Here is a 26,767-nt window from a genome sequence, read left to right as displayed (position 1 = left end):
AATACAGTGTCGGCCTGCCGCAACAGGCGTGTGCCGTTTCAAACGGATTTTTCAGACGGCCTGCCGTTAACGGCGCAGGCTGCATTATCATTACCGGCTTTGGTTTTTTTAATAATTGGTTTTTTAATAAAAGCCCTAGGGGCTGTCGACATTTAACCGACGAAGCGGTTTTTTGAGGCAAAAGCCGCGTATGCAAGGCAAAAAGCGCAGCAAGGTTGAACACCTTGCGAGCATTTTTAACGCCGCAGACGGGGTGTTTTGGCCAAAAATACCGCCGTTGCGTTGAATGTCGACAGCCCCTACAGGCCGTCTGAAAAAAGGGAAAACACCATGAACAAACACCTGCCGCTCAAACTGCAGAAAACCCAGCAGCAGTTGGACAGGATTTCCGCCGCGTTCAAACAGCACATGGCCGCCGGGCGCTACGCAGAGGCCATGCGCGAAGCCGTTAAAGCCCATATGCTGATACCCAAAGCCGTCGCACCGTTGAGCGATGCCGCCACGGCAGCGGTGAAAGGCGGCTTGTGGCAGGAGTGCATCAACTATGCCAAAAGGGCTTTGCAGCGCAATCCTCAGCACATCAACTCGCTTGATGCGCTCGCCCACGCCTACGGCGGCCTCGGCGATTGGGCAAACTGCCGCATTTATGGCCTGCAAGCCTTGCAGCTGCGCGATAAAAGCATAGCCTTGCAGCCCGAAGTGCCGCAAACCAGCGAAAACAGCGGCGGCAAAAACATTATTTCCTTTTCGCTGTTCGGTGCGAGTTCCGAATATATCGAACCGGCGGTGATGAACACCGAATTGGCGGGAGAAATCTACCCGGGCTGGATATGCCGCTTCTATATCGACGGTAGCGTGCCCGAAACGGCCGTGCGGCGCCTGCAGGCAAACGGAGCTGAAATTGTGCGGGTAGACGGCGGTGCGGAACAATGGCCGGGCGCGATGTGGCGTTTTCTGGCGATGGACGATCCCGAAGCCGCACGGATAATTTTCCGCGACGCCGATTCGGTGATTTCGCAGCGCGAAGCGCGCGCGGTGCAGGAATGGATAAACAGCGGCAAGCTGTTCCACACCCTGCGTGACGCCGGCACCCACACCGAGCTGATACTGGCCGGGCTGTGGGGTGCGGCGGCGGGCAGCGTGCCCGATATGCGCGGCAAAATCGAGGCCTTTCTGAGCAAACCGCCGGCTTCTCGCCATTTTGCCGACCAGTTGTTTCTGCGTGAAAACGTATGGCCTTATGCCCGCCAGAGCCTGTGCGCGCACGACCGCATTTTCGGTTTCGCCGGCGCGGCGCCGTTTCCCGACGATGTGCCGTTCGACTACGACCGCTTCCATGTCGGCTGCAACGAAGGCAACACCCGTTTTCAGGCGGCCTTCAACCTGCCCGACGGCAGCCGTGTGCTGTGGCGCCTGTTCAGCCGCATTTCGCCGCTGCTCAACACCGATTATTCGCCGAATGTCCTGCCGGAAGAGCGGCTGGTGTGCGTTTATGAGGCCGCAGTGGAAAACGGCAAAGTAAGCGGCCTGATTCCGCGCCGCTATGCCCAAGGTTTTTCAGACGGCCTGTCCAAGATTACCGTGGCGGCGCTGGAGTGAGCGGGGCGCGGTTGCGGTATTTTTGAAATATATGAAAATTTGACGGCAACGGCACGGGTCGGACACAATCCGGAATTTCAAACCGACAAGGAGTGATTAATGATGAACCATGCAGGTTTTTGGCTGCGTACTTTGGCGACAGTTATCGATACGGTTATCGTGTTTGCGGTTATTGCACCGCTGCTGTATTGGATTTACGGTGATACCTATTTTGCACCGACAGAAGAAATCAGGTTTTCGCTCGGCTTTTGGGATACGTTTTTCAACTATATCTTTCCCGCCCTGTTCACCCTGTTTTTCTGGAACAAATTTGCCGCCACCCCGGGCAAGATGCTGTGCGGCCTGAGGGTGGCCGATGCGCAAACGGGCGGAAATATCAGTTTCCGTCAGTCCGTCATCCGCTACTTCGGCTATTTTGCGGCAATGATTCCGCTGTGCCTGGGGCTGCTTTGGGTAGCGTTCGACAAACGCAAGCAGGGCTGGCACGACAAAATCGCCGGAACGGTAGTGATACGGAAACGGTAAGCGGCAGGGCGGCGCGCCGCGTTGTTTGGATTGCCCCCCACCGCATACCTTATCCGCATTGACCGGCAAACACCGGCAAACCCGTAAGGCCGTCTGAAACCGAAACTGCGTTTCAGACGGCCTTTCTTTGATAAAGGAAGAATAACGTGGGCAAACATATGGTTTCAATATTTTGAGATCTTTGCAAAAGATCCAGATGCGGATGCAGTTCAAGGCGTAGCAGCGCAGCGGGCGCAGACATATCAAATACAAGGCTGAGCGGGCGGGCAGCGCACAACGCAGAAATGCGCCGCATCTAGGGGGGTAAAGGTCTCGGTTGGAATAAATCTGAAATGCCGTCTGAAAGTTTAATCTTTTCAGACGGCATATGTTTATTCTGCCGCTTTCCACCATTTTTCCTGCGGCAGGGTCTCATCAGAGATATTAAACACCTGCCCGATTTTCGGGGTGGCGGCGGTAATGCCGTTTTCTTCGGCGGCTTTGGTAAAGCGGTTAATACCGTCGGTCCAAGTGTGGTTGGCGAGATCGAACTTGCCCCAGTGGACGGGCATGGTGCGGTTTGCGCCCAAATCCAGAACGGCCTGTACCGATTGTTCGGGGAAGGAGTGGATTTGCGACCAGCCTTCGTCGTACGCCCCGCTTTCCATCAGCACCAAATCAAAAGGGGCATAGCGGGCGATGCGTTCTTTATAGTGCGTGCCGTAGCCCGAATCGCCGCTGAAATACAGCGACAGCCCCGCGCCTTTAATCACATAACCGCCCCACAGCGTATGGTTGCGTCCGCCCATGGTGCGGCCGCTGAAATGGCGGGACGGCACGAGGGTTACGGCAATATCGTCCAGTTGTGCGGTTTCGTCCCAATCCAGTTCGGTGATTTTTTCGTCCGCCACGCCCCATTTCTGCAAATGGGCTTTCACGCCCAGCGGAACGATGAAACGGGCGGTTTTGCCGTTTAGTTCGCGGATGGCGCGGTAATCGAGATGGTCGTAGTGGTCGTGGGAGATCAGCACGGCATCAAGGGCGGGCAGTTCGGCAATTTGCGGCGTATGGCTCATGGCGAACGGCTCGACGGTAAACGGCACGGGCGAGGCACGGTAAAACACCGGGTCGGTTATGACACGCTTGCCGCCCATCTGCATCAGCGTGGTAGCGTGCCCCAGCCAAGCGATACTGCCGTGTTTCAGTTCACTAACGTTCAAAGGCACTGTCGGCAAAGGTTTGGCAGGGCGTTTGCCGGGCGGGGGGTTGAGCATTTTGATGGTCCAATCCAGCCATGAGGGATTGTCGTCCCGCGTGGCAATCACGGTTTGCTCTATATTGACAAACTCCGTGCCGTTGAAGTTGGGGGAGTTTCGAATGCGTTCAAGGCCCGCTTGATCAGGCTTACCGCCGAAAACGGGGTGGAAGTTTAAAAACAGAAACACGGCTGCCGCCACAACAAGGGCGATCAAAATGAGCCATTTTAAAATCAGAAGCATTTTTTTCATCGGGTTTTTAGTGTTGGTGTGGTGGGGGAGGGGGGATTGTAAATGATGTTTCAGGCCGTCTGAAAGCTTTCTTTCAGACGGCCTTGCCGTTATCGGCGTACGTCGGCGTATTCTTCGTTAGAAACGGCTTCCGGCCATTCAATGCAGACACCGGCCTTCTTTATTACCGTTACCGGCAAATGGGAAAACCAGATGTTGTCGTGCGCGAAGAAGGAGGGCAGTGTCTGTTTTGCGGAATGGCTTAGGGTCTGCCGACATTCAACGCAACGGCGGTATTTTTGGCCAAAACCCCCCGTCTTCGGCGTTAAAAATGCCCGCAGGTGTTCAACCTTGCTGCGCTTTTTGCCTTACAAAATTGCTTAGTCGGTTAAATGTCGACAGCTCCTAGGGTCAGTCAACAGCCTCTAGAAAGTTGAAAACCGCTGCTGCTTGTCCAGACCTTTAATCTGCGCCATATCGCCGGCATCCAGCTCAAAGTCGAAAATATCGATGTTTTCTTTGACGTATTTGGGGTTTCTGGTGCCGGGAATGGCGATAAAGCCGTTTTGCAGGTGCCAGCGCAGAATGATTTGCGCGGGGCTTTTGCCGTGTTTTTTGGCGATGGCGGCAATCACGGGGTCGGCAAACAGGGTCTGTGTGCCGCCGCGCCCGTAGCGGTCGCGCCCGCCCAAGGGGTACCACGATTCAATTACCGTGCCGTAGCGTTCGAGCTGCGGCTTCAAAGCCTGCCACTGGTTGTAGGGGTGGGTTTCGTTCTGCACCACCGCAGGCGTAATGCCGGCCACCGACATGATGTCGGCAAACTCTTTTTCATAATAGTTCGACAGGCCGATGGAACGCACCTTGCCCGCCTTCACCGCTTCCTCCATCGCCTTGTAGGCGGCTTTGTCGTGTTCGGCGGGGTGGTGCAGCAGCAGAAGGTCGATATAGCCGGTGTCGAGCCGTTTGAGCATCTTGTCGATTTCGGCGGCGGCATTGGCAAAATCGCCCGTCCACAGTTTGGAGGTGATGAAGATTTCTTCGCGCGGGATGCCGGATTTTCTCACCGCACGCCCCACTGCTTCTTCATTGCCGTAGATATGGGCGGTGTCGATAAGGCGGTAGCCTTCTTTCAGGGCGGCAAGCACGGTGTTTTCGGCCTCTTCATCGGTGAGCGTGAACACGCCGATGCCGATAATCGGCATTTTGTGCCCGCTGTTGAGGGTAACGGTGCGGGCGGCGAAGTCGAACACCGGCGCGGCGGCAGGGTTTTGCGCGGCAGGGGCGGCGGCTTCCCTGCCGGGCGCCGCCGTATCGGAACGGGCGGAAGAGCCGCAGGCGGCCAGGCCTGCGCATACCGCCAAAGTGATCATCAGCTTGTTCATGTCCGTACTCCTTGGGGGTGGTTGGGGAAAATTCAGGCCGTCTGAAATCTTTCAGACGGCCTGTCGGGCAAAGGCGGTCAGCGGCAGTTATAAGTTGTGCAGCCGTCTACCAGCCTGCGCACGTCTATCTGGCCGTATTTCAGATAATCCAGCAGGTTTTGGTGCACTTCCTCTTTATCGAGCTCGTTGTAATAGACAACATGGTCTTTAGGGTTGCCGTCCATATAATTGGCTTTGTTGCCAATGGTTTCAAGGTATAGCTTTTTGCCTTTTTCCGAATGATACAGGCTGCTGCATGCCAGCACGGCATCGTCATCGCCTTTGACTTCGGGCAGGTTGGCGCGTTCGAAGCGGGTGAATACGGCAGCCAGCTTGTCGCCGCGAAGCAGGCGGGTGGTGTTGGAGTGCATATTAAACAGCCCTTGATGCGCACGGTTGAAACTACCTTCCTGAAAAACATCGGCGGGATATGAATAAAGCTGGCTGTCCAAACAATGCAGTTTGCCCAAATAGAGGAAATGCGCCAAGGCTTTCTCATCGCGGCTTAATTTTTCCTGCACCTGTTTCAGCGGCAGTTCTTTTGCGTGTGAAGAACAGGCGGTCAGGGTAAAAAGCGGAAGCAATAAAAGTAATCTTTTCATTATTTGCATTTCCAGACAAGCAGGGCGGGTTTCAAATCCGCCCTGCCTTATTCAGACGGCCTAATCCACAAAGCGTTTAATGTCTATTTTGCCGTATTTGAGGTAGTCTGTCATATTCTGTCTGATTTCCTCCTCGCTCATATAATTGAATTTTTCATGATAGTTGTCCCGTTTGGCATCAAAATAATTGGATCGGTCGGAAACCGTTTTCAGGTAAACTGTTTTTCCTTTCTCCGAATGGTATAGGTCGCTGCATATTTTTACCTGATCCGCATCTCGTGCCGGTTTTTCGATGTTTTCCTGCTCAAATCGGGCAAATACTTGAGACAGCCTGTCTTCCCGCATCAGGCGGCCCAATGCGGACATTTCATTGAACATTGAAATATAACCTTTGGAAAATAAAGAATTTTTATCTAATCCGTTTTGCCAGTTCACCTGTTTGTCCAAGCAGTGCAGCTTGCCCAAATAAAAAAACTGCTGCATTGCCGTATCATCCCGACGGAATTTGGCCTGAACTTCTTTCAGTGGTAATTCTTTTGCATGTGAAGAACAGGCAGTGAAGGTAAAAATTGGAACCATTAAAAGTAAAAGAGCTTTATTCATCATTTCAACTCCCAAAAATAAACGGTTCTGCCTTGATTGGCATAATGGTTTCTGCCGATAACGTTTTTATAGCTGCCCAGCCATAAAGTTGCGTGTCCCGATGTCGGCGGGGCAAACCCGCCGATAATGAAATAAACGCCGTTGCGGCTGCCGATGATGTTGGCAATCTTGGTCAAACTGTCCGCATTGCAGATGACGACATCGGCAGTGCCCCAAACAGTGGTTCTGGAAAGAAAGTTTTTTAATCCGACGGCACTGGTTTGAAAACCCTTTTGAAAATGCGGATGGGTGCTGACCCTTATTTTGAAACCGGGTGGAATGGTTGTCCCACCGTTGATTAACCCCAAAGAAACCCTGGTCGCGCAGGCATTGTTTAATACGTTGCTATCATAGTTTGCTCCTAAAACAGATGAAAAGACCGTATGGGCATCCACATCAGTCGGAATACCTGCCTGCGCAATCTTGGGATATCCTGCATAAACCTTAGCCCAGCTCGGGCGTTTGGCCAGTTGTGCAGCGCTTGCTTTTTGATTTCTATCGGTGCAGCTCGTGTTTAACTCCTCAAATACAGGGTGGGAAGGAAGACCTATAGTAGCAAGATTCTTTAAAAATATAAATGATTTACAGTTAATGCACTTCAGGCCGTCTGAAACCATTCAGACGGCCTGTGCTTTCTTTGGTGTTACAGCGTTGCCATGTCGATCACAAAGCGGTATTTCACGTCGCTTTTGAGCATGCGCTCATAGGCTTCGTTGATTTCGTCCATGCGGATGACTTCCACGTCGGAGACGATGTTGTGCTCGCCGCAGAAGTCCAACAGCTCTTGAGTTTCGGCAATGCCGCCGATGAGCGAGCCGGCCACACTGCGGCGTTTGAAGATCATCGGGATGGTGGAAAGGGCGGGGTTGACGTCGCCTACCAGCCCCACGAATACCAGCGTGCCGTCGAGTTTGAGCGTCGGCATGTAGGGGTTCACGTCGTGTTCGTAGGGCACGGTGTCGATGATGAGGTCGAACTGGCCGGCTGCCGCCTGCATTTGCGCTTCGTCGGTGGAGAGGATGACGCGGTGCGCGCCGAGGCGTCCGGCATCTGCCGCCTTGCCGGGGCTGCGCGAAAACAGGCTCACTTCTGCGCCCAGTGCGTTTGCCAGTTTGATGGCCATGTGCCCCAGCCCGCCGAGGCCGACCACGGCGACTTTGCTGCCTTTGCCTACGTTCCAGCGGCGCAGCGGCGACCAGGTGGTGATGCCGGCGCACAGAATCGGCGGCACGGCCTTGGTGTCGAGGTTTTCGGGCACTTTCAGCACAAAGGCTTCGCTCACGGTAATGCTTTTCGAATAGCCGCCGTAGGTGCGCCGCCCGTCGTGCCGGTCGGCGGAATCGTAGGTGAGCGTCGAGCCGTTGTCGCAGTATTGTTCGAGGTGGTGTTTGCAGGGTTCGCACTCGCGGCAGGAATCGACCATGCAGCCCACGCCGACCAAATCGCCGACCTTGAATTTGCCTACCTTTTCACCCACAGCGGTTACGCGGCCGACGATTTCATGGCCGGGCACCACGGGATAGGTGGTAAAGCCCCAGTCGTTGCGGGCGGTGTGCAGGTCGCTGTGGCACACGCCGGTGTAGAGGATGTCGATCACCACGTCGTCGGGGCGCGGGTCGCGGCGCTCGAAGGTGAAGGGCACCAGCGGGGTGTCGGCGGAATGGGCGGCATAGCCTTGAACGGTTTGGGTCATGATGAGCCTCCTGAAAGGACGGTTGGAAAAAACAGCGCGCGGGAAAGAAACTGTCCGTGCAGCATTATCGGTTTTACAGGCAGGTTTGAAAAAGCGCAAGTTTTAAAAAGCGTCGCCGCCGCTTTGCCCGCCTTCCACTGCCCGCCCTGTTTTACGGCGGTGTAGTGCAGTTGCAGCGACCGGGTGCCGTGCGCACCCCTATAATCAAACTGTTCCCGTTTTAAGCTGTCCGGCTTTTTAGGAGAGTTCAATGTTTTCAGACGGCCGGGTTTTATATTTATTTTTAAATAGTTAAGTCTTTAAACACTTGCTCGCGCACATAGGTTTCGGCAGCGTCTTTCAGGGCAAAGCGGTCTTGGCCGGGGAAGGCGGCGGGGTGTATCGGTTTGGCGAAATCCACGCGGATATGCAGCTCGGGCATGGAAACGATGCGCCACAGCGATTTGGCCAGGCTCACATCGGCATAAGAGGGGATATCGGTGCGGCGGCCGTTGCGGTCGTAGTAGCGCAAAACCATGGTTTGAACCGGCGCACCGGCATCTATCGCCGACTGGAACAGCGCGGCTTTGAACGGCAGCACGTCCAGCCCCGACGAAGTTTTGGCCTCGGGGAAAAAGCTGACGTTCCGCCCGGCTTTCAGGGCGGAGGTAATGGCTTGGTTGATCGGTTCTACATCTTTGCGCGAATTGCGGTTGATAAACACCGTGCCGGCGTTGCGGCCCATTTTGCCGAGCACGGGCCAGGTGCTGATTTCCTGTTTGGCGATAAAGCTGCTGGGAAACAGCGCGCTCATGGCGAAAATATCCAGCCAAGAAACATGGTTGGCCACCACCAGCGTGCCGCGCACATGAAAATGCTCGGGTGGGGTGGTTACGTTGAGTTTCGCTCCCAAAGCCTGCAATGCACCGGAGCCCAGTTCGATTAAAACTTTATCGCGCGCCTGCGGGTCGCTGCCGTCGAGGCCGCTCAGATTGCGGCCGGTTTTAAACAGCCAGAGGGCAAGCTTGGCCAAGCGCGTGAGGCGCAGGAAAAACGGGGCTTTTTGTAGGGACATGGTGTGGCGGTTGTGAAAAGTTTGGGCGGGGATTATAACAAGCGGGAGGGGTTAGCGGAACGCGGGGCGGGTTAAGGCGCGAGGAAAGCTGTGTAAAACCGGGCGGTGTTTTCAGACGGCCTAGGGTCTGTCGACATTCAACGCAACGGCGGTGTTTTTGATCAAAAATCCCCGTCTGCGGCGTTAGGTAGCGTAGCGGACTTGCGAAGCTAAAATGCTCGCAAGGTGTTCTTCGACCTTGCTGCGCTTTTTGCCTCAAAAAACCGCTTCGCCGGCCAATTGTCAACAGACCCTAAGGCATTTTTGCGGGGTTTCAGGCCGTCTGAAAGGGCGTTATTTTTGGCAGTGGCCGCAATAAAACGTGCCGCGCTGCCCCAGCGTTTCTTTCAAAATCAAATGGCCGCATTGCGGGCAGGGCTGGTTGTGCCGGCCGTAAACCGTGTATTCCTGCTGGAAGTAACCGCTTTTGCCTTCGCTGTTTACAAAATCGCGCAGGGTGCTGCCGCCCGTGGCAATCGCGCGCTGCAGCACCGAGCGTATGGCTTCAACCAGCTTCGCGCATTCTTTCCTGCTGACTTTGCAGGCGGGGCGCTTGGGCGAAATACCCGCTTTAAACAGGCTTTCGTTGGCGTAGATATTGCCCACGCCCACCACCACCGCATTATCCATCAGCGAGAGCTTCACGGCGCGTTTCTGCGTGCGCAGCCTGCCGTAGAGATAGGCCGCGTCGAATGTGTCGTCCAGCGGTTCGGGGCCGAGTGCGGCCAGAAGCGGGTGGTGCTCGGCGGCACCTGCAAACCACAGTACCATACCGAAGCGGCGCGGGTCGTGGTAGCGCAGCACCGTGCCGTTGGCAAAAACGATGTCGAGATGGTCGTGCTTTTCGGGAAAACCAATGCGCGCATCGCCGTTGGTGAAAACCCGCAGGCTGCCCGACATGCCCAAGTGAATCAGCAGTATGCCGGCAGGAAAATGAATCAGCAGATATTTGGCCCGGCGCGTGCAGCCCTGCACCGTCTGCCCGCTAAGGATTTCCGCCAAACCGGGTGTAACGGGAAAACGCAGCTTGGGCTGGCGCACCGCCACCGATGCAACGGTTTGGCCGTTTATATGGGGCGCGACGCCGCGCAGGGTGGTTTCGACTTCGGGCAGTTCGGGCATAAAGCGCTTTCGTGTCGGGTGGATATTTGCGTGATTCGGTTATCCGGCGGTGTGGCCGCTTTCAGACGGCCTGGGATTACTTCCACACCAAGAGCGCATGGTTGCGTTTGCCGCGGCGCAGAATGGTGTATTTGCCGAAGCGTTTGTGCGCATTGGTTAACAGATAGGCATCATCGGGTTTTTCAGGCGCATAATCGGGGTTGTTGGCTTCGGCCGCCTGGCCGTTGAGCAGCACCGCTTTGCTGTTCACAAAACCGCGCGCTTCTTTGTTCGACTGCGCCAAGCCCGACAATACCAGCGCTTCCACCACGTTTAAGCTGCCGGACACTTCAAATGCAGGCAAACCGTCCAGCGCAAGCTGCGCAAAATCGGATTCGGTAAGCTTGCTTTGGTCTTCGGCAAACAGGCTTTCCGAAATACGCTGCGCCGCCCGCAAAGCTGCTTCGCCGTGAATCAGGCGGGTCATTTCTTCGGCCAGAATGCGTTGCGCTTCGGGTTTGGTGCCGCTCCCTTTATCTTTCGCTTCAATGGCGTCAATCTCTTCAATCGACAAGAAAGTGAAATATTTCAAAAATTTATACACATCGGCATCGGCCACTTTCAGCCAGAATTGGTAAAACTGATAGGGCGAGGTTTTTTCCGCGCTCAACCACACCGCGCCGCCTTCGGTTTTGCCGAATTTGGTGCCGTCGGATTTGGTAACCAGCGGCAGGGTCAGGCCGAACACCTGTTTTTGGTGCAAACGGCGCGTTAAATCGATACCGGCCGTGATGTTGCCCCATTGGTCGGAGCCGCCGATTTCCAGCACTGCGCCGTGGCGGCGGTTGAGCTCGGCAAAGTCATAGCCTTGCAGCAGGGCATAGGCGAACTCGGTGAATGAAATGCCCACGTCGTCGCGCTCGATGCGCTGTTTCACCGATTCGCGCGCCAGCATCGAGTTTACGGAAAAGTGTTTGCCGATGTCGCGCAGAAAATCCAAACAGTTCATTTGGCCGAACCAGTCGGCGTTGTTGGCCATAATCGCTGCGTTGTCGCCTTCAAAGCTCAAAAACGGTGTGAGCTGGCCGCGGATGCTTTCCACCCAGCCCGCCACGGTTTCGGCGGTGTTGAGGCTGCGCTCGGCGGCTTTGAAACTCGGGTCGCCGATCATGCCGGTGGCGCCGCCCACCAAGGCAATCGGCGTGTGTCCGGCCAGTTGGAAACGGCGCAAGGCCAATACCGGCAGCAGATGGCCGATGTGCAGGCTGTCGGCAGTGGGGTCGAAACCGCAATACAGCGCGATTTTCTGTTCGTTTAACAAAGCGTCTAAGGCTTCGGCATCGGTGGTCTGCGCGATCAGGCCGCGCGCTTGGAGGTCTTGAATAACTGAGGTCATAATTTTAGAATTAATGGAAAATTAACGATGTGTTTTTAAACTGCGTTGTTCGGCATTGAGCTTTTTAATATCTAAAGCTTCTCTGTAACATGGATGGATTTCCCAAATTAAGTCGAAGCCATTATTATTTTTTCCTGAAAATAAATCAGGTAAGTCGGAATAGGAGTAATGGTGGTAGCCATAACCATCTTCTTCTGAACGGGCGACAATAAATCCTATTCTGTATAAGAAATCAGCAATTTCTTCGGTTTTAGTGCATTTTTTTCCATCAATTTGGACATTCAAAGAGTTTATGATTTTCGTCCGAATTATTTCTAAGAGATCGTGTTGTGGAAAGCGTCTTTCTAGTCCACGAAATGAATTTATAAGATCTTCAACTTGATTACATTGGTGCTTGTGTTCGACGATAAGATCGGAAATTCTTTTAAGTCCATATTCTCCCCAGCGTGCATCAATATCACGTTTTTCAATGAGAGACATACTATTTGCTAAGGCATTTTTTTGAGCTAATTTACAAAGTTGGATACCCCAGCGAGGACGGTTGTAGGACAAAATATAAAGCACTTTGTATGTATCTACATTCTTTTCATTCCAAAAAACTGTAGGCTTGAAGATTTTTGACAATATTTCTTCATCATTATTTAAATCTTTAAGCTCACTTGAAAATTCAGATTTTATGCGTCGGCACAAGATTTGTTTGAAGTCATTTTCTGTCCATTCAATTTCAGATAGGTACTGTTCAATTTTATCCATTGCCTCGTCATGACGGCGAATCATAGGCCAAACATCGCTTCGTAAGGTTACGCGAAAATTTACACCTTTAATGTCTTGAATCATATAACGACAAGCAGAAAAGAAACTTCCTAGATTAACTTTTTCATTATTTTTATTTTGGAAAGTAGCGTCTAAGTCATCAATTAAAATCCAAATTCTAGAGTTTTCAAGAGATTCAGATCGTTTTAAGATTTCATGGTGATTGATTTCATTGGTAGGAGTTGGTTGATATTTTCCCAAGATAGTTTTAAATCTATCTAGCAAACAAGCTATGAGATTTCTTTCTTTGAAACCTTGTACTTCTGCAGATTCAATTAAAGCTATATCATCATCACGATATGCAAATCCTATTTTTGTTGCGAGTTCTCTGTTTACAACGGCACATAGTCTGATAATCCAATCTTGGATGTAGTCATTGGGCTCGGTGAGAGTACTTTTTAATTTAAAGTTTTCTCGTGATAAGACACTGCCGCGAATTTTAATAACTAAATTATTTTTATCTTTTTCGGAAAGAGCTATTCCAATCCACTTAATAAGTGCAGATTTTCCCATACCTTTCTTTGCTTTGATAATATGCAATCTTTTGGTTTCTTTTAGAAAGTCGTCAAAATTATCTTGAGTTACAAAATAAGATTTCAATTCATCATCATCTACATCATCAGCAGCCTCATTACCGAAATCCATTTTTTTGAGGTAGTTTTTTTCTGCCATGGTTTTCTCCTATTCTTAAACGAATTTTCAGACGGACTGTAAACTTAAGGCCGTCTGAAGATGTTTATTCAACCGTGTCATACATTAAATAAGAAATGAATCACATCGCCGTCCTGCACCACATATTCCTTGCCTTCGGCGCGCATTTTGCCGGCTTCTTTGGCTTTGGCTTCGCCGCCGAGTGCCACGAAATCGTCGTAGGCAATCACTTGGGCGCGGATAAAGCCGCGTTCGAAATCGGTATGAATCACGCCGGCGGCTTGCGGGGCGGTATCGCCTTTGTGAATCGTCCACGCGCGCACTTCTTTCACGCCGGCGGTGAAATAGGTTTGCAGGCCGAGCAGGTCGTAACCTGCGCGGATTAAGCGGTTCAAGCCCGGTTCTTCCAAGCCCATTTCGGCGAGGAATTCGGCTTTTTCTTCGTCTTCCAGCTCGGCGATTTCGCTTTCCAGTGCGGCGCACACGGCCACCACAGGGGCGTTTTCTTTGGCGGCCAGCTCTTTTAAGCGCTCGAGGTGGGGGTTGTTTTCAAAGCCGTCTTCGGCGACGTTGCCCACATACATGGCAGGTTTGGCGGTGAGCAGGAACAGCGGGCGCAGCATGGCCGATTCTTCGGCGTCGAGGCCGAGCGAGCGCACGGGTTTGCCTTCGTTGAGGTGCGGCAGCAGTTTTTCGCACAGGGCAACCAGTTTTTGCGCGTCTTTGTCGCCTGATTTGGCGCGTTTGCCTTCGCGCACGATGGCTTTTTCCACGCTGGCCAAGTCGGCCAAGGCCAGCTCGGTGCCGATGGTTTCGATGTCGGCAATGGGATCAACTTTGCCGGAAACGTGCACGATGTTGTCATCGTCGAAACAGCGCACCACGTTCACGATGGCATCGGTTTCGCGGATATTGGCGAGAAACTGGTTGCCCAAGCCTTCGCCTTTGCTGGCACCGGCCACCAAGCCTGCGATGTCGACGAATTCGACGATGGCGGGCTGCATTTTCTGCGGGTTGACGATTTTCGCCAGTTCGGCCATGCGCGGGTCGGGCACTTCGACGATGCCGATGTTGGGTTCGATGGTGCAGAAGGGGTAGTTGGCCGCTTCGATGCCCGATTGGGTCAGCGCGTTAAACAGGGTGGATTTGCCGACGTTGGGCAGGCCGACGATGCCGCATTTTAAGCTCATGGGTATTCCTGAAATAGGTGAAATTTAACGCGCGATTGTAGCATGTTTCAGACGGCCTGCCCCCGCTAATGTTTCCCCGAGCGCCAGATCGACCAGATAATCCACACGCTGTTGGCGAAGGCGAGCAGGTAGCCGAGAAAACCGATGAATTTGGGGCCGGTTTCTATGCTCATTACGATCGACGAGCCGATAATCAGCGCAGCGGTTACGATACCCATGGTCAGGCGGTTGGTGGCACGGTCGAGCTGGTGGCTGAGGTGGTCGAAGTGTTTGAAATCGATGTTGAGGCCGATTTGGCCTTTTTGCAGGCGGCGGCTCAGGCGGAAGAGGTTTTGCGGCAGTTCGTCGAGCGCCTGCACGAGGGTTTGGGCGTGCATTTTGCTTTTGCGCAAGATGTGTTCGGGTGAGGCGCGCTCGGCATAAACTTCGGCTACGATGGGTTTGGCCTGCTCTAAAAGTTCGGTGCTGCCGTCGAGCCGCTTTACCACGCCTTCGAGGGTGATCAGGGTTTTAAACAGCATCACGAGGTCGCCCGGCAGAGTGAGGCCGTGGCGGCGCATGATTTGGGTGATGTCGTTAATCACTTGGCTGATGCGCAGGTCGCGCACGGGTGTGTGTTCGTAGTTGAGCAGCATTTCGAGCACGTCGGCTCCGAGCAGGTTCTCGTCGGGCAACTCGCCCTGCGCCCAATTAATCAGCACATACTGCATGCTGAATTGGTCGTGACGGGCAAGGGCGGTGATCAGATCGATGATTTCGCGGCGTCGGGTATTGCTGAGATGGCCGACAAGGCCGAAATCGATCAGGGTGATGCGGCCTTCGCTGTTGAGGAAGATGTTGCCGGGGTGGGGGTCGGCGTGGAAAAAGCCCTGTTTCAGAATCATGGTGAACAGGGTGTCGGTGATGCGGGCGGCCAGCGTACGGCGGGTGGCGGCATCGAGGCTTTCAGACGGCGTGTTTTGGAGCAGCGTGCCTTCAATGTATTCCTGTACGAGAATGTGGCGGTTGGAATATTCTTGGTAAACCTTGGGAATGTGGATAAAGCCGTGGCCGGCAAAGGTGGTTTCAAACCGCTGCATATAGCGCAGCTCCACCGATAAATCGGTTTCTTTGGCAAGGCTTTTGGCAAAATACTGCACCATCTGCACGGGGCGGTAGCGGCGGGTTTCGGGGATTTCGGATTCGATTAGGTTGGCCAGATGGGTTAAAATGCGCAGGTCGGCCTGTATGGTCGGCTCGATGTCGGGGCGTTTGATTTTTACCGCCACGGTTTCGCCGCTGACAAGTTCGGCGCGGTGTACTTGGGCAATCGAGGCGCTGCCTATGGGTTGGGGGTCGATGTGCTTGAACACGTTTTCTACCGGCTGCCCGAGGTGCGAGGCGATTAAGGCGCGGATATCGGCACCGGGTATCGGCGCCGCGTTGCTTTGCAGCTGTTCGAATTCTTCTATCCACTCGGCATTGAAGATGTCCACACGGGTGGAAAGCACCTGCCCCAATTTCACGAATGTCGGCCCCAGTTCTTCAAACGCCATGCGGAAGCGGCGCGGCGTGCTCATATAGCGGCTTTCGGGCGCAGGCCCGGTGTCGGCGGTATGCCGGTACGACAGTTTGATCCGCTGCACGAATTCACCCAGGCCGTATTTGCTTAAAATGGCGATAATTTCGCGCATACGGGCAAAATCGCGCATGGCCAGCAGAGTTGGAATCATCATGGTTTTTGCAGTATTTTTAGGGGCTCATGCCTTGCACGAACGGGTTTTTGCTGTAAAAATCAGGTTCTGCCTGCTGCAAATCTGCAGCGCACGGCACACAGAATAACATAATCAGGGCGGCAGAGGCCGTCTGAAAACCGATTGTATGCCGACCGCCGACGGGCGGTTTGGAAAACAGCAGAATCACTTATGGCAAATTTCAAGCGATTATTTTCGGCGGCACCGGCTGCCTTCTTTTTGATGCTGTCGGGCACGGGGGCGGCGCAGGCTGATGATCTGGAAAACCTTATCAGGCTGCAGGCGCCGCAATATGTGCCTGCCGGCCCGTCGGGCGGCCGGCCTGCAGGCCGAAGCGATGCCGACGATTTGATAGGCAGTGCGATGGGCCTGCTCGGGGTGGCCTACCGCTACGGCGGTTCGTCTGCCCGGACGGGATTCGACTGCAGTGGTTTTATGCAGCATATTTTCAGCCGCAGCATGCAGATCAGCCTGCCCCGCCGTTCTGCGGATCAGGCCAAAATGGGCGTTCATGTCAACCGCGGCAACCTCCAGCCGGGCGATATGGTGTTTTTCCGCACTACGGGCGGCGGCCGTATCTCGCATGTGGGGCTGTATATAGGCAACAACCGCTTTATCCATGCTCCGAGGGCGGGCAAGCGTATTGAGATTACCAGTCTGAGCAACAAATATTGGAACGCCAGATACGCCACCGCCCGCCGTGTGAAGAAAAACGACCCTTCGCGCTTTTTGAATTAAGGCCGCCGTTATGAGTATGCCCGAAATGCCGAAATGGTACGGCGACAACGGCGAAGTTGTTTCCTGCACCGAGAAAATCAAAGTGATGACGGAAAATATGACCGAGCTTTACCAAGCCGCCCAAGATGCTTTTGAAGATGCCCTGCTGATGGGCTGCGGCGAAGCGCAGCTGCGCGAATACCTGCACCGCTTGATAGAGGGGGTGGAAAACCCTTACCGCAAAAGCTGAGGGCGGTGTCAGGGTGGAAGATGCCGAGATCAAAACGGAATCCGAGAAGGGTTCCGTTTTTTTTAATTGGTGAAAGGGAGGGGCCGTCTGAAAAGGCGGTTGCCTGAAAAACTGCATAACGTGTGGTGTGCAGAGGCGCGGGTCGGGTTTCCGGCCCAACCTGCGCTTCTGCCGGTGCTTTTCCGTCTGTAGAAAAGTGTCCGTCTGAAAACCGCCGCATATCTTTTCAGACGGCCTGTGCGGGGGTATGATTCCGATTGGTTAACAGTTTAAATAAATGCACTTCAAAGCCTGCCTTATTGCAACGGCGGCGGTTTCGGCAGCTGCTTCAGGCCGTCTGAAAACGGTTTTGCGACGGCGGCAAAGGGAAAATCAAACCATGATTAGAGCGTTGAGCATTATTTTCGGTTTTTTGGCCTTGGGAGAGGCGGTGGTGCATTTTACCGGCATCAAACTGCCCGGCAGCATTATCGGCATGGGCTTTCTGTTTGCCGCCCTGCATGCGGGCTGGGTGAAAACCGCTTGGCTGCAGCAGATGGTGGACGTTTTGATGGGCAACCTGTCTCTGTTTCTGGTGCCGCCGTGCGTGGCGGTGATGAGCTATCTCGACGTGGTGGGGCGCGATTTGCTTTCTATCGCCACCGCCACGCTGGTAAGCACGTTTCTGGTGATGTTCGTTACCGGCAAGGTGCACGGGCTGATGCGGAGGTTTTGGTGATGGAAATGCTCGCGCATCCGGCTTTGCTGCTGTTTATTACGGTAACCGTATATTGGGTGGCCAACGTGCTGCGCGCACGCACGGGCAGTTTTCTGTGCAACCCCGTGGTATTGAGTTCGGCCGCGGTGATTGTTTATCTGAAAACCGCCGGTATCGATTATGAAACCTATCATGAAGCGGGTGCGTTTATCGATTTCTGGCTGAAACCGGCAGTGGTGTCGCTGGCGGTGCCGCTTTATCTGAACTGGAAAAAAATCAGCAGCCAGTGGCTGCCGATTATCGTGTCGCAGGCGGCAGGCAGTGTAACCGGCATCGTTACCGGCGTGTATATCGCCAAGTGGATGGGCGCGGGGCGGGAAGTGGTGCTGTCGCTGGCGGCCAAGTCGGTTACCAATCCGATTGCCATCGAAATCACCCGCACCATCGGCGGTATTCCCGCCATTACCGCCGCCACCGTGATTCTGGCGGGCATGATGGGCCAGATGGTCGGTTTCAGGCTGATGAGCGCCAGCACCATACGGATGCCCACGTCGCAGGGGATGTCGATGGGGGCGGCTTCGCACGCAATGGGTATTGCCGCATCGCTCGACCGCAGCCGCAAACTTGCCGCCTATGCCAGCCTCGGCTTGATTTTCAACGGCGTGCTTACTGCCGCGCTGGTACCGGTTCTGATTCCGCTGATGGGTATTTGAAACCGTTCTGACAGGCCGTCTGAAAGCATACGGGTTATGGCAGGCCGGCTCGGTTATGCTTTCAGACGGCCTGTGTATTCACCAAAATAACTAGCCGCTAACCACAACGCATCATCAACAAAAAGTGTGCGCAACCATACAATCAACTCAACATACCGAACAACCGAGACTGCCACCATGTTGACCGACGCATTCGGCCGCACCGTAGATTATCTGCGCATATCTGTAACCGACCGTTGCGATTTGCGCTGCACTTACTGTCTGCCCAAAGGTTTTAAAGGTTTCGCCGTGCCTGCAGACTGGTTGACGCTGGAAGAAACTGCACGCATAGCGGCCGTGTTTGCACGGCTGGGCACCAAGCGTTTCCGCCTCACGGGAGGCGAGCCGCTGCTGCGCAAAGGCTTGGCGGATTTGGCTGCCGAAATCAACCGCCAACCCGGCGTCGAAGATATTTCCCTCACCACCAACGGCACACAGTTGGGCAAACACGCCCATGCGCTGCGCAGGGCGGGGGTGCGCCGCCTGAACATCAGCCTAGACAGCCTGCGCCGAGACTGCGTGAAAGACATCACCGGCACCGACTGCCTGCCGCAGGTGCTTAGCGGCATCAAAACCGCCAAAGAAGCAGGATTCGAGCGTATCAAAATCAATATGGTGCCGCTCAGAGGCGTCAACGACACCGATTTGGACGATATGGTCGCTTTCTGTATCGAAAACGGCTTTATCCTCAATTTAATCGAAGCCATGCCCATGGGCGACACCGGCAGGTTGCACGCCAAAATGAACCTGCAGCCCGTGCTGGCGCAATTGCAGCAGAAATTCAACCTCATGCCGTTTGAAGGCAAAATCGGCGGCGGCCCCGCGCGCTACTGGCAAAGCGGCAGCGGTGATTTCACCCTCGGCCTGATTACCCCGATGAGCCGGCACTTCTGCACCACCTGCAACCGCGTGCGCCTTTCCGCCACCGGCAACCTGCACCTGTGTTTGGGGCAGGAAAACAAAGTGCCGCTGCGCCCGCTGCTGCGCGAAGGCTGCACCGATGCAGAATTGGAGCAGGCCGTCCGTGATGCGGTGCGGCAAAAACCCGAAAAGCACGAGTTTGTTGAAAACCCGAAAAAAATCATCCGCGTGATGGCGTTAACGGGCGGCTGAACGTTGGGGCGGCGGGTTCGGGCTTCGTATTTGGCAACACTCACCGAAAATTCCAGAACACTTGCGTCATACCCGGGCTTGGCCCGAGTATCTTTTTGTTTTAAAAGAAATAGCAAATACCCGGGCCAAGCCGGGTATGACGAGCTTACTTTTTATTAAGCTTATCCGCGGTGCTGCTCTTGTTTGGTAAAAAGCAAAGGCGGCGGAGTGCCCTTATATTTTTTCAGACGGCCTTGTACAATATCGGCATTACTCCGTCTGATCCGCCCATTACCGTATGGAAAACCGACACGCCCGCCATGCGCCCCATCCCCGCCGCAGCCGCAAACACTCGCCGCCGTTCTGGCAGGCCGACAAACCCTATCTGCACGAACACAATATCAGCGATGCGCGCTTCCGCCTGCTCGGTTATCTGATGGCCATGCTGGCAGGTGCAATCAATGCGGGCGGCTTTTTTGCCGTGGCACGCTACACCTCGCACGTTACCGGCGAAATGTCGTATGCGGCCGATATGGCGTATTTGGGCGAATGGCGGCCGGCGCTGGCCGCTGTTGCGGGCATGGTGTTTTTTATTTTGGGTGCGGCGCATTCGAGTTGGGTGATTCTGTGGGCGAAGCGGCACCGCTTCCGCGGCGGTTTCGGCTTTTCGATGTGGCTTGAGGCGGTGTATCTGCTGTTGTTCGGCGGGGTGGGCACCATTGTGGCCGGCTGGCAGAGCGGCAGCCTTCCCGTTGCTGCCATGCTGCTTCTGTGCTTTATTATGGGGATGCATAACACGGTGATGACGGTGTTGTCGGGCGGTGCCATCCGTTCGACCCACATGACGGGCACGGTAACCGATTTGGGCATAGAAATTTCAAAAATGCTGTATTACCACCGCAGCGACAACCCCAAACTGCCGCACATTCATGTCAACAAACCCAAAGCCAGGCTGCTGGCAGGGCTTTTGGCCGCTTTTTTGGCAGGCGGGTTTATCGGCGCATGGGGCTATCACAGTGCCGGCCATCATTTCGCCCTGCCGGTGTCAGCGGTGCTGTTTATATTGGGTGCGGGATCGGTGGGCTATGATGTAAAGCTGCGCCTCAAACTGATGCTGGTACGGCGTTTGCAGCAGCACGCACGTGGCAGGTGAGTGCAGGCTTGTGTTGTAAAAGATACGTTTCTGGTATTCAGACGGCCTTTGCACCGTGCATAAGGTAATTAACCGCTGCCGCGTGTAATATCAAGTTAAGCGGGCCGTTATGCCGTAACGGTGTTTTATAATCTGCACTCGGGCACCCCTTCGGGGCGCTTGCCGAATATCGAATGACTTTGAAAGGAACCTCATGAAAATGTTGAAACCCTTAACCGTATTGGCTGCCGCTTCCGCCATGGTATTGGCGGGCTGTGTAACCGATCCGTCCACCGGCCAGCAGAAAGCCAGCAAAACCGCCATGTACGGCTTGGGCGGTGCGGCAGCCTGCGGCATCGTCGGCGCACTAACCCACGGCGGTAAAGGCGCACGCAACTCTGCGCTGGCCTGCGGTGCGGTAGGCGCAGGTATCGGCGGCTATATGGATTACCAGGAGAAAAAACTGCGCGAGAGCTTGGCCAACACCAATGTTGAGGTAGAACGCCAAGGCAACCAGATCAAACTGGTGATGCCCGAGAGTGTAACATTTGCCACCAACAGCGCCAGCCTGAGCGGCAACGCGATGGATGCGCTGAACAAAGCGGCAGAAACCTTGGTGCAATACCCCGACACCACGTTAACCGTGGCCGGCCACACCGACAATACCGGTTCCGATGCCATCAACGAGCCGCTGTCGAAACGCCGTGCGCAAGCCGTGGCTTCTTATCTGAACCAGCGCGGTGTAGCCGCTTCGCGCCTGAGCACCATAGGCTACGGTTCGCGCCAGCCGGTTGCGTCTAATGCCACCGTTGAAGGGCGTGCCAAAAACCGCCGTGTGGAAATTCTGATCAACCCCGACCAAAACGCAGTGCGTGCAGCGCAACAGCAGCAGTAAACTCCGGGCAAAATAGCAGTTATTAAAAACCCCGTATTTTTACGGGGTTTTTTGTTTGGAATATTGAGGGATTCAACTGTCGGCTTGGCTTTGCCGGTGCGGTATCAGCACGGCAATCGACAACATGGAAAGCAGTGCAAGGGCAAACATCACCCACAGTGCCGCCTGTGCCGCCTGATGCACGCCGCCGTCCTGCAGTGTGCTGAACACAGTTGCACCGGTGGCAATGCCGAACGACGCCCCCAAAGCACTCGCCATTTTGAATACGCCGGCGGCAACACCTGCTTTTTCCATCGGTGCGTTCACCATCGCGCAGTCTGCCGAGGGGGTGGCATAGCAGCCCAGCCCGAAGCCGAACAGGGCAAAAGCAATGACCACCTGCACCATGTAGGTTTCATGGGAAACTGCAGTCATGGAAAGGCCGAAAATACCGGCTGCGGTAATCAGCACACCGAACAGCATCGGTTTTTTATAGCCGAATTTCTGCAGCAGTTTTTCGCTGACCCGTATCATCAGCAGCACCATCGCCAAATAGCCTAACGATTTGATGCCGGCTTCAAGCGGGGTAAGCCCGTGCCCTTTCTGCAAATAGGTGTTGACGATGAAAATGGTGCCTGCGGTGCAGTTGAGCAGGAAATTCGACAGGCAGGTGCCGCTGTAGGCTTTGTTTTTGAACAGCGAAAAATCCAGAAACGCTTCGCTTCGGCGGCGGGTTTCGGTGTAGAAGAATATCGCGGCCGTCACGGCAAACGCGGCGAGCATGGACAGCGTGAACGGATCGCTGAAGCCGAGACGGAAACCTTTGGTAATCAGCAGGTTCAATGCAAGCAGACCCAAAACGCAGGAAAACAGGCCGATATAGTCGTAGCGGCTGCCGCCCTGCTCGTGCGCGCGGCTTTCGGGCGTACCGCGTATCATCAGCATGCCGGTTATGGAAATGGCAATCGAAAGTAGAAAAATACTCTGCCAGCCCATATGGGTGGCAATCGCACCGCCGACAAACGACGACAGCCCCGAGCCGCCGAACGAGCCTATCGACCAAAAACTGAACGCCCGCTGCCGCGCCGCGCCGTGGTAGTAGTTTTTGATAATCGACAGGGTGGCAGGCATGATGCAGGCCGAAGACAGCCCCTGAAACACGCGGCCGAGTCCGAATGTTACCGCCCCTTGCGCGAAATAAAGCAGCAGGCAGGCAATGATGTTGAGTATAAAGCCGATGTAGGTCAGGCGGACGCGGCCGAATTTGTCGGCCAGATTGCCCATTAAAACGATAAAGCAGCCTGAAAACAGCGAACCGAGGCTGATAACGGCATTCAGCGAAGAATCGGGCATAGCCAGCGTTTTTTGGATATGGGGGGCGACGTTGAACACGGCCTGGTAAAACAGCCAGAAAGTCAGCACGCCCAAAACCATGCCGAACAGCAGGCGGTCGTTGCCGGTGTAGGTGTTTTGCTCGTTATTCATCAAAAATTCCTTAATGGTTGGAGCCATGCCGTTTGCAGCGGTAGGGTTCGGTTTTATTCGGACGGGGCAAACCCTACCGGCCTGGGCAGCATGCAGGGCGGTGCTTTATGTGCCGTCCTGCGTCAGCGCAGATAGTTTTCGGCCAAGGCGCACCAGTATGCTGCGGCGGGCACGATGAGTTCGTCGTTGAAATCGTAGTTGGGGTGGTGAACCATCGGGCGGTCTTCGCCCGCACCGATAAAGCAGTAGTTGCCGTTGGGGTTGGCTTCCAGCATAAAGGCGAAATCCTCACTGCCCATCAGCGGCGGCGTATCGGTGTGGACTTTATCACTGCCGAACAGCGCCCGTGCCGTTTCTTCGGCAAATGCCGTAGCTTCCGCGCCGTTAATCAGCGGCGGGCAGCCGTTGATGTGCTCGATGCGCACTTTGGCGCCGAAACTTTGCGCCTGCGCCTCAACCAGTTCGCGGATACGGCGCAGCAGCACTTCCCGAACCTTGGGTTTGAGGGCGCGCACGCTCAGCTTCATCAGCGCATAATCATTCACCACATTGGGCGCGTCGCCCGACTGTATGCTGCCAACGGTAATTACGCCCTGATCCAGCGGGCTGACGTTGCGCGACACAATGCTTTGCAGTGCCACGGCAATCTGGCAGGCCGCCAGCGTGGCATCAATACCGTATTCCGGCATGGCGCCGTGGCTGCCTACGCCTTCGATGTGCAGGTGCAGCGTGTCGCAGGAAGCCATGGTTTCACCACGGCGGAAATAAAATTCGCCCGTCTTCATTTTCGGCATATTGTGCAGGCCGAACACCGCATCGCAGGGGAATTTCTGAAACAGGCCGTCTGAAAGCATGACGCGGCCGCCGTAAAGCAGCTCTTCGGCAGGCTGGAAAATCAGGTGCAGCGTACCGCGGAAATTGCGCGTTTCTGCCAGGCGCTGTGCCGCTGCAAGCAGAGAAACCGTGTGCCCGTCGTGGCCGCAGCCGTGAAATTTGCCCTCTGTTCGGCTTTTCCAAGCGCAGTTGTTGGCTTCGGCAATGGGCAGTGCGTCCATATCCGCCCGCAGGCCGACGGTTTTGCCGCTGCCGTTGCGCAGGGTGCCGACCACGCCCGTGCCGGCCAGCCCTTTGTGCACTTCGTAGCCCCATTTTTCCAAAAGCGAGGCCACCAGTGCGGAAGTTTGGTGTTCCTCAAAACCGATCTCGGGGTTTTGGTGGATTTGGCGGCGCAGGGCGGTGAATTCGGCCGCGCGCTGCCGCAGGATATCGATATGGGTCATGACGGTTTCCTTTTTTGCCGGATAACGCCGGATATCGTAACAATTTTATCTGAACCGTGTAAATGGAAATAAGCAAGCCGCAGCCTGCATACATGCAGGCTGCGGCTTGCTGTTGTCCCAGATATCCGCTCTTGGTCAAAGATTCCTGAATTGCGGCAGCAAGGCGGGAATCCCGGGCAGCATGCCTACCGCGCCCATTACGGCGCAGAGGATAATGAAGCCGATGGCAGGCACGACGACACGGCCCATAGTGCCCAGTTCGGAGCTTCGTTCTTTACAGCCGATTAAGCCCAAGTTGTCGAGCAGCATGGTGAGCGACCAACCGAATACAGGGTTAACCAAAGCCGATGAGAATACGACGATGGCGGCAGATTGGGTGGTTTTGCCTTTACGGGTCATTTCCATGCCCGCTTCAAGCAGCGGCACATACACGCCAACAACCAAGGCCACACTTAAAACGGGCTGCCAGATGGCCAAATCCATCGGATAGCCCCAAACGCCGGCGATAATGCAGAAGAGGGCGGTTAATACGGCACCGGCGGGAATCGGGCGTTTGGCGATAGAGGCGGGAACGATATAGGTTCCCCACGAAGAAGTGAAGTTGGCACCGCCCAATATCGATCCTGCCACTTGGCGGGCAGAGCAGCCCAGCATGGTGTCGTCGATGTTCATCTGTACTTTTTCGGTACGTTCGGGGTAGCTGATTTTTTGGAACATTTGGTGGCCGAGAAAGTCGGGCGACCACATGGCCACGGCTAAAACGGCGAAGGGGAACACCACTAAAAAGCTGTCTAAAGTGGGCAGGCCGAGCATCCAGCCGCTGTTTTCCCCCCACCAGTAGGCCGGGCTCATGGGCGGCAGGCCGGGTGCGGTTTTGAAGGCGAACGGGGCGCCTAAAATATAGGCTGTTACACCTGCCAGCAGGCAGCCTAAAGGGACGGCAAGCCAGCGTTTGCGCCAGTGTTCCAACAGGGCGTAGAGCAGGATGGTGCCGAGAATCACGATAAAGGCGATGTGCGGCATATTGAAGCCCTCTGCCCACTCAAACAGTTTTTTTACCTGCCCCGTGGTGCCGATAAAGCCCAAATAAAGCAGCAGGCCGCCGCACACGCCGTTGCTGGTGAGTCTGGCCATCAGGCTGCCGCCCTTGGTGATGCCGAGAAGGAAGCCGAATATGCCTATGAGCAGGCCGAATGCCAGGGGGTGGCCTCCGGCAGCGACTACCAGCGGAATCAGCGGAATCAGCGGGCCGTGGGTACCGGGCAGGTTGGCGCTGGGCAGGAAGAAGCCGGAAAGCAGCAGGATAAACAGCGATACGATCAGCAGCTCGTAGCGCACGTTTTCGAGTACGAAGCTTTCGGGCAGGCCCAAGGGGCCGGCAAAGGCGGCGGCAACGGCGCCTACCATAACCACTTTGCCGATGGTGCCCGCCATAGCGGGAATGGTGTCTTCAAATTCAAAACGGTAATCGCGGAAGGGCAGGTTGATGCGCCAGCGTTTGGGCTGCATGATTTGCAGCTCGTGCTCCAGATAGGCATCGCGGCTGTCGAACGATGAAGACGGTTTGTGCAGTTCTGCATAGCTTTTTTCTTGTATTTCACTCACGATATTCCACCTCTGTTTCGGTTGTGTTTTTGATGCGGCAGCAACAATCTGCCGCCGGCCTGTCGGGCAGGCCGGCGGATATTAACATGATATCGACGCTTGTTGAGCCGGTATAAAGAAATATGATGAAGGCTATCAGCTTTAATGATAGTTTATTGATTTTAATTTATTTTTATTTGAGTCGGATTGGGATGCCAGACCGCCCGAACCTTTCAGACGGCCTCGGGCAGTTTGAGAAAACTGTTGCGGTAGTAGCGCATTTCTTCGATGCTTTCGAGAATATCGTCCAAAGCCTGATGCGAGCCTTTTTTCACCACACCTTTATACACAGGCGGGTTCCAGCGGCGGGCAAGTTCTTTCAGGGTGGACACATCCAGATTGCGGTAGTGGAAATAGGCTTCCAAGCGCGGCATATAACGCACCATAAAGCGGCGGTCTTGATGGATGGTGTTGCCGCACATCGGCGTGGTTTTTTCGGGAACCCACTGTGCCATAAAGTCCAACAGCCGCTGCTCCACTCCGGCTTCGGTGAAACGCGATTCGCGCACGCGCTGCGTGAGGCCGGTGCGCGCGTGGGTGGCGGTGTTCCATTCGTCCATATTGTCCAGCACCTCGTCGCTTTGGTGCACGGCATACACTTCCGACTGCGCCAGCACGTTCAAATCCTGATCGGTGATAATCATCGCCACTTCGATAATACGGTCGGTGTCGGGGTTCAGGCCCGTCATTTCCATATCGAGCCAGCAGAGGTTGTTTGCGTTTTGGGTCATTTTTTCAGACGGCCTTTTTGATAAATCGTATCACGGCACGATTATAAGGGATTTATTTTGTCTGATAAAATGTTGTCTGATAAGTTTTTTTATAAGCAATTTGGTTACATTTAATTTGCTAAAAAATGAGCAATTGATTTACAAAGATAATATAAAAAGAATTAAAAAAAAATATTTCATATAAC

Annotated in this window: 27 protein-coding genes; 9 read left to right on the top strand and 18 right to left on the bottom strand. The window is 54.5% G+C overall.

From position 1 onward, the window contains the following. The first annotated feature begins 258 nt into the window (after positions 1 to 258). Both Q3970_RS08745 and Q3970_RS08740 read left to right on the top strand, forming a co-directional pair. The gene (locus Q3970_RS08745; protein ID WP_303100198.1) at positions 259 to 1,599 is read left to right on the top strand and encodes a hypothetical protein; all 1,341 of its coding nucleotides are present in this window, start codon (positions 259 to 261) and stop codon (positions 1,597 to 1,599) included. 99 nt (positions 1,600 to 1,698) lie between these two features. Next, positions 1,699 to 2,124, top strand: a complete 426-nt coding sequence (locus tag Q3970_RS08740) for an RDD family protein (protein WP_303100197.1) — start codon at positions 1,699 to 1,701, stop codon at positions 2,122 to 2,124. A 112-nt stretch (positions 2,125 to 2,236) separates the two neighbouring features. Here Q3970_RS08740 and Q3970_RS08735 read toward each other — a convergent pair whose 3' ends face one another. From Q3970_RS08735 to Q3970_RS08670, 14 genes are all read right to left on the bottom strand, one after another. After that, the gene (locus Q3970_RS08735; RefSeq protein ID WP_303100196.1) at positions 2,237 to 2,419 is read right to left on the bottom strand and encodes a lipoprotein signal peptidase; all 183 of its coding nucleotides are present in this window, start codon (positions 2,417 to 2,419) and stop codon (positions 2,237 to 2,239) included. 76 nt (positions 2,420 to 2,495) lie between these two features. Continuing rightward, the gene (locus tag Q3970_RS08730) at positions 2,496 to 3,611 is read right to left on the bottom strand and encodes an MBL fold metallo-hydrolase (RefSeq protein WP_303100195.1); all 1,116 of its coding nucleotides are present in this window, start codon (positions 3,609 to 3,611) and stop codon (positions 2,496 to 2,498) included. Positions 3,612 to 4,015: 404 nt separating this feature from the next. Continuing rightward, positions 4,016 to 4,975, bottom strand: coding sequence for an aldo/keto reductase (locus tag Q3970_RS08725; protein ID WP_303100194.1), 960 nt, complete (start codon positions 4,973 to 4,975; stop codon positions 4,016 to 4,018). A gap of 77 nt (positions 4,976 to 5,052) precedes the next feature. Then, positions 5,053 to 5,598, bottom strand: coding sequence for a hypothetical protein (locus Q3970_RS08720; RefSeq protein ID WP_303100193.1), 546 nt, complete (start codon positions 5,596 to 5,598; stop codon positions 5,053 to 5,055). A 78-nt stretch (positions 5,599 to 5,676) separates the two neighbouring features. Further along, complete coding sequence (locus tag Q3970_RS08715) at positions 5,677 to 6,222, bottom strand: hypothetical protein (RefSeq protein ID WP_303100192.1); 546 nt, start codon at positions 6,220 to 6,222, stop codon at positions 5,677 to 5,679. After that, positions 6,219 to 6,875: a T6SS effector amidase Tae4 family protein gene (locus Q3970_RS08710; protein ID WP_303100191.1), complete on the bottom strand. Its 657-nt coding sequence runs from the start codon at positions 6,873 to 6,875 to the stop codon at positions 6,219 to 6,221. Before Q3970_RS08710 ends, Q3970_RS08715 begins: the two co-directional genes overlap by 4 nt. Before the next feature lie 26 nt (positions 6,876 to 6,901). Next, a complete protein-coding gene (locus Q3970_RS08705; RefSeq protein WP_303100190.1) occupies positions 6,902 to 7,951 on the bottom strand; it encodes an NAD(P)-dependent alcohol dehydrogenase in 1,050 nt (349 codons plus the stop codon). Further along, positions 7,948 to 8,202: a hypothetical protein gene (locus tag Q3970_RS08700; protein ID WP_303100189.1), complete on the bottom strand. Its 255-nt coding sequence runs from the start codon at positions 8,200 to 8,202 to the stop codon at positions 7,948 to 7,950. Before Q3970_RS08700 ends, Q3970_RS08705 begins: the two co-directional genes overlap by 4 nt. Before the next feature lie 32 nt (positions 8,203 to 8,234). Then, on the bottom strand, positions 8,235 to 9,005 hold the full coding sequence (locus Q3970_RS08695; RefSeq protein ID WP_303100188.1) for a 1-acylglycerol-3-phosphate O-acyltransferase: 771 nt from the start codon (positions 9,003 to 9,005) through the stop codon (positions 8,235 to 8,237). Positions 9,006 to 9,338: 333 nt separating this feature from the next. Further along, entirely contained in the window at positions 9,339 to 10,166 is an 828-nt protein-coding gene (gene mutM, locus Q3970_RS08690; protein ID WP_303100187.1) for a bifunctional DNA-formamidopyrimidine glycosylase/DNA-(apurinic or apyrimidinic site) lyase, read from the bottom strand. 76 nt (positions 10,167 to 10,242) lie between these two features. Further along, positions 10,243 to 11,541 carry a tyrosine--tRNA ligase gene (gene tyrS / locus Q3970_RS08685; protein WP_303100186.1) on the bottom strand — a complete coding sequence of 433 codons (1,299 nt, stop codon included), beginning with the start codon at positions 11,539 to 11,541 and terminating at the stop codon, positions 10,243 to 10,245. 21 nt (positions 11,542 to 11,562) lie between these two features. Further along, positions 11,563 to 13,026 carry a hypothetical protein gene (locus Q3970_RS08680; protein ID WP_303100185.1) on the bottom strand — a complete coding sequence of 488 codons (1,464 nt, stop codon included), beginning with the start codon at positions 13,024 to 13,026 and terminating at the stop codon, positions 11,563 to 11,565. A gap of 77 nt (positions 13,027 to 13,103) precedes the next feature. Beyond that, on the bottom strand, positions 13,104 to 14,195 hold the full coding sequence (ychF, locus tag Q3970_RS08675) for a redox-regulated ATPase YchF (protein ID WP_303100184.1): 1,092 nt from the start codon (positions 14,193 to 14,195) through the stop codon (positions 13,104 to 13,106). 65 nt (positions 14,196 to 14,260) lie between these two features. Continuing rightward, positions 14,261 to 15,910 carry an AarF/ABC1/UbiB kinase family protein gene (locus tag Q3970_RS08670; protein ID WP_303100183.1) on the bottom strand — a complete coding sequence of 550 codons (1,650 nt, stop codon included), beginning with the start codon at positions 15,908 to 15,910 and terminating at the stop codon, positions 14,261 to 14,263. 189 nt (positions 15,911 to 16,099) lie between these two features. Here Q3970_RS08670 and Q3970_RS08665 point away from each other — a divergent pair, with 189 nt between their 5' ends. The 7 genes from Q3970_RS08665 (at position 16,100) to Q3970_RS08635 (ending at position 21,463) form a co-directional block, all read left to right on the top strand. After that, complete coding sequence (locus Q3970_RS08665; protein ID WP_303100182.1) at positions 16,100 to 16,666, top strand: C40 family peptidase; 567 nt, start codon at positions 16,100 to 16,102, stop codon at positions 16,664 to 16,666. Between the two features lie 10 nt (positions 16,667 to 16,676). Continuing rightward, positions 16,677 to 16,895 (top strand): hypothetical protein, encoded by a 219-nt coding sequence (locus tag Q3970_RS08660; protein WP_303100181.1) that lies wholly within the window; start codon positions 16,677 to 16,679, stop codon positions 16,893 to 16,895. Between the two features lie 379 nt (positions 16,896 to 17,274). Then, on the top strand, positions 17,275 to 17,613 hold the full coding sequence (locus tag Q3970_RS08655) for a CidA/LrgA family protein (RefSeq protein WP_303100180.1): 339 nt from the start codon (positions 17,275 to 17,277) through the stop codon (positions 17,611 to 17,613). Then, a complete protein-coding gene (locus Q3970_RS08650) occupies positions 17,610 to 18,305 on the top strand; it encodes an LrgB family protein (RefSeq protein WP_303100179.1) in 696 nt (231 codons plus the stop codon). The genes Q3970_RS08655 and Q3970_RS08650 overlap by 4 nt, the downstream gene beginning before the upstream one ends. 177 nt (positions 18,306 to 18,482) lie before the next feature. Continuing rightward, on the top strand, positions 18,483 to 19,457 hold the full coding sequence (gene moaA / locus Q3970_RS08645) for a GTP 3',8-cyclase MoaA (RefSeq protein WP_303100178.1): 975 nt from the start codon (positions 18,483 to 18,485) through the stop codon (positions 19,455 to 19,457). Between the two features lie 277 nt (positions 19,458 to 19,734). After that, entirely contained in the window at positions 19,735 to 20,589 is an 855-nt protein-coding gene (locus tag Q3970_RS08640) for a YoaK family protein (RefSeq protein WP_303100177.1), read from the top strand. 193 nt (positions 20,590 to 20,782) lie between these two features. Next, complete coding sequence (locus tag Q3970_RS08635) at positions 20,783 to 21,463, top strand: OmpA family protein (protein WP_303100176.1); 681 nt, start codon at positions 20,783 to 20,785, stop codon at positions 21,461 to 21,463. A gap of 72 nt (positions 21,464 to 21,535) precedes the next feature. Here the strand turns inward: Q3970_RS08635 and Q3970_RS08630 are convergent, their stop codons facing one another. The 4 genes from Q3970_RS08630 to orn all read right to left on the bottom strand — a co-directional run bounded on the left by Q3970_RS08630 (position 21,536) and on the right by orn (position 26,582). Then, positions 21,536 to 22,927: an MFS transporter gene (locus Q3970_RS08630; RefSeq protein WP_303100175.1), complete on the bottom strand. Its 1,392-nt coding sequence runs from the start codon at positions 22,925 to 22,927 to the stop codon at positions 21,536 to 21,538. Positions 22,928 to 23,049: 122 nt separating this feature from the next. Beyond that, on the bottom strand, positions 23,050 to 24,207 hold the full coding sequence (locus tag Q3970_RS08625) for a M20 aminoacylase family protein (RefSeq protein WP_303100174.1): 1,158 nt from the start codon (positions 24,205 to 24,207) through the stop codon (positions 23,050 to 23,052). A 135-nt stretch (positions 24,208 to 24,342) separates the two neighbouring features. Continuing rightward, positions 24,343 to 25,812, bottom strand: a complete 1,470-nt coding sequence (locus Q3970_RS08620; RefSeq protein WP_303100173.1) for a DUF3360 family protein — start codon at positions 25,810 to 25,812, stop codon at positions 24,343 to 24,345. 212 nt (positions 25,813 to 26,024) lie between these two features. Next, on the bottom strand, positions 26,025 to 26,582 hold the full coding sequence (gene orn / locus Q3970_RS08615) for an oligoribonuclease (protein ID WP_303100172.1): 558 nt from the start codon (positions 26,580 to 26,582) through the stop codon (positions 26,025 to 26,027). Positions 26,583 to 26,767: the final 185 nt, after the last annotated feature.

The sequence above is a fragment of the Neisseria sp. genome (assembly GCF_030530745.1).
Lineage (GTDB): Bacteria > Pseudomonadota > Gammaproteobacteria > Burkholderiales > Neisseriaceae > Neisseria.
This window is presented reverse-complemented; position numbering and strand designations above follow the sequence as displayed.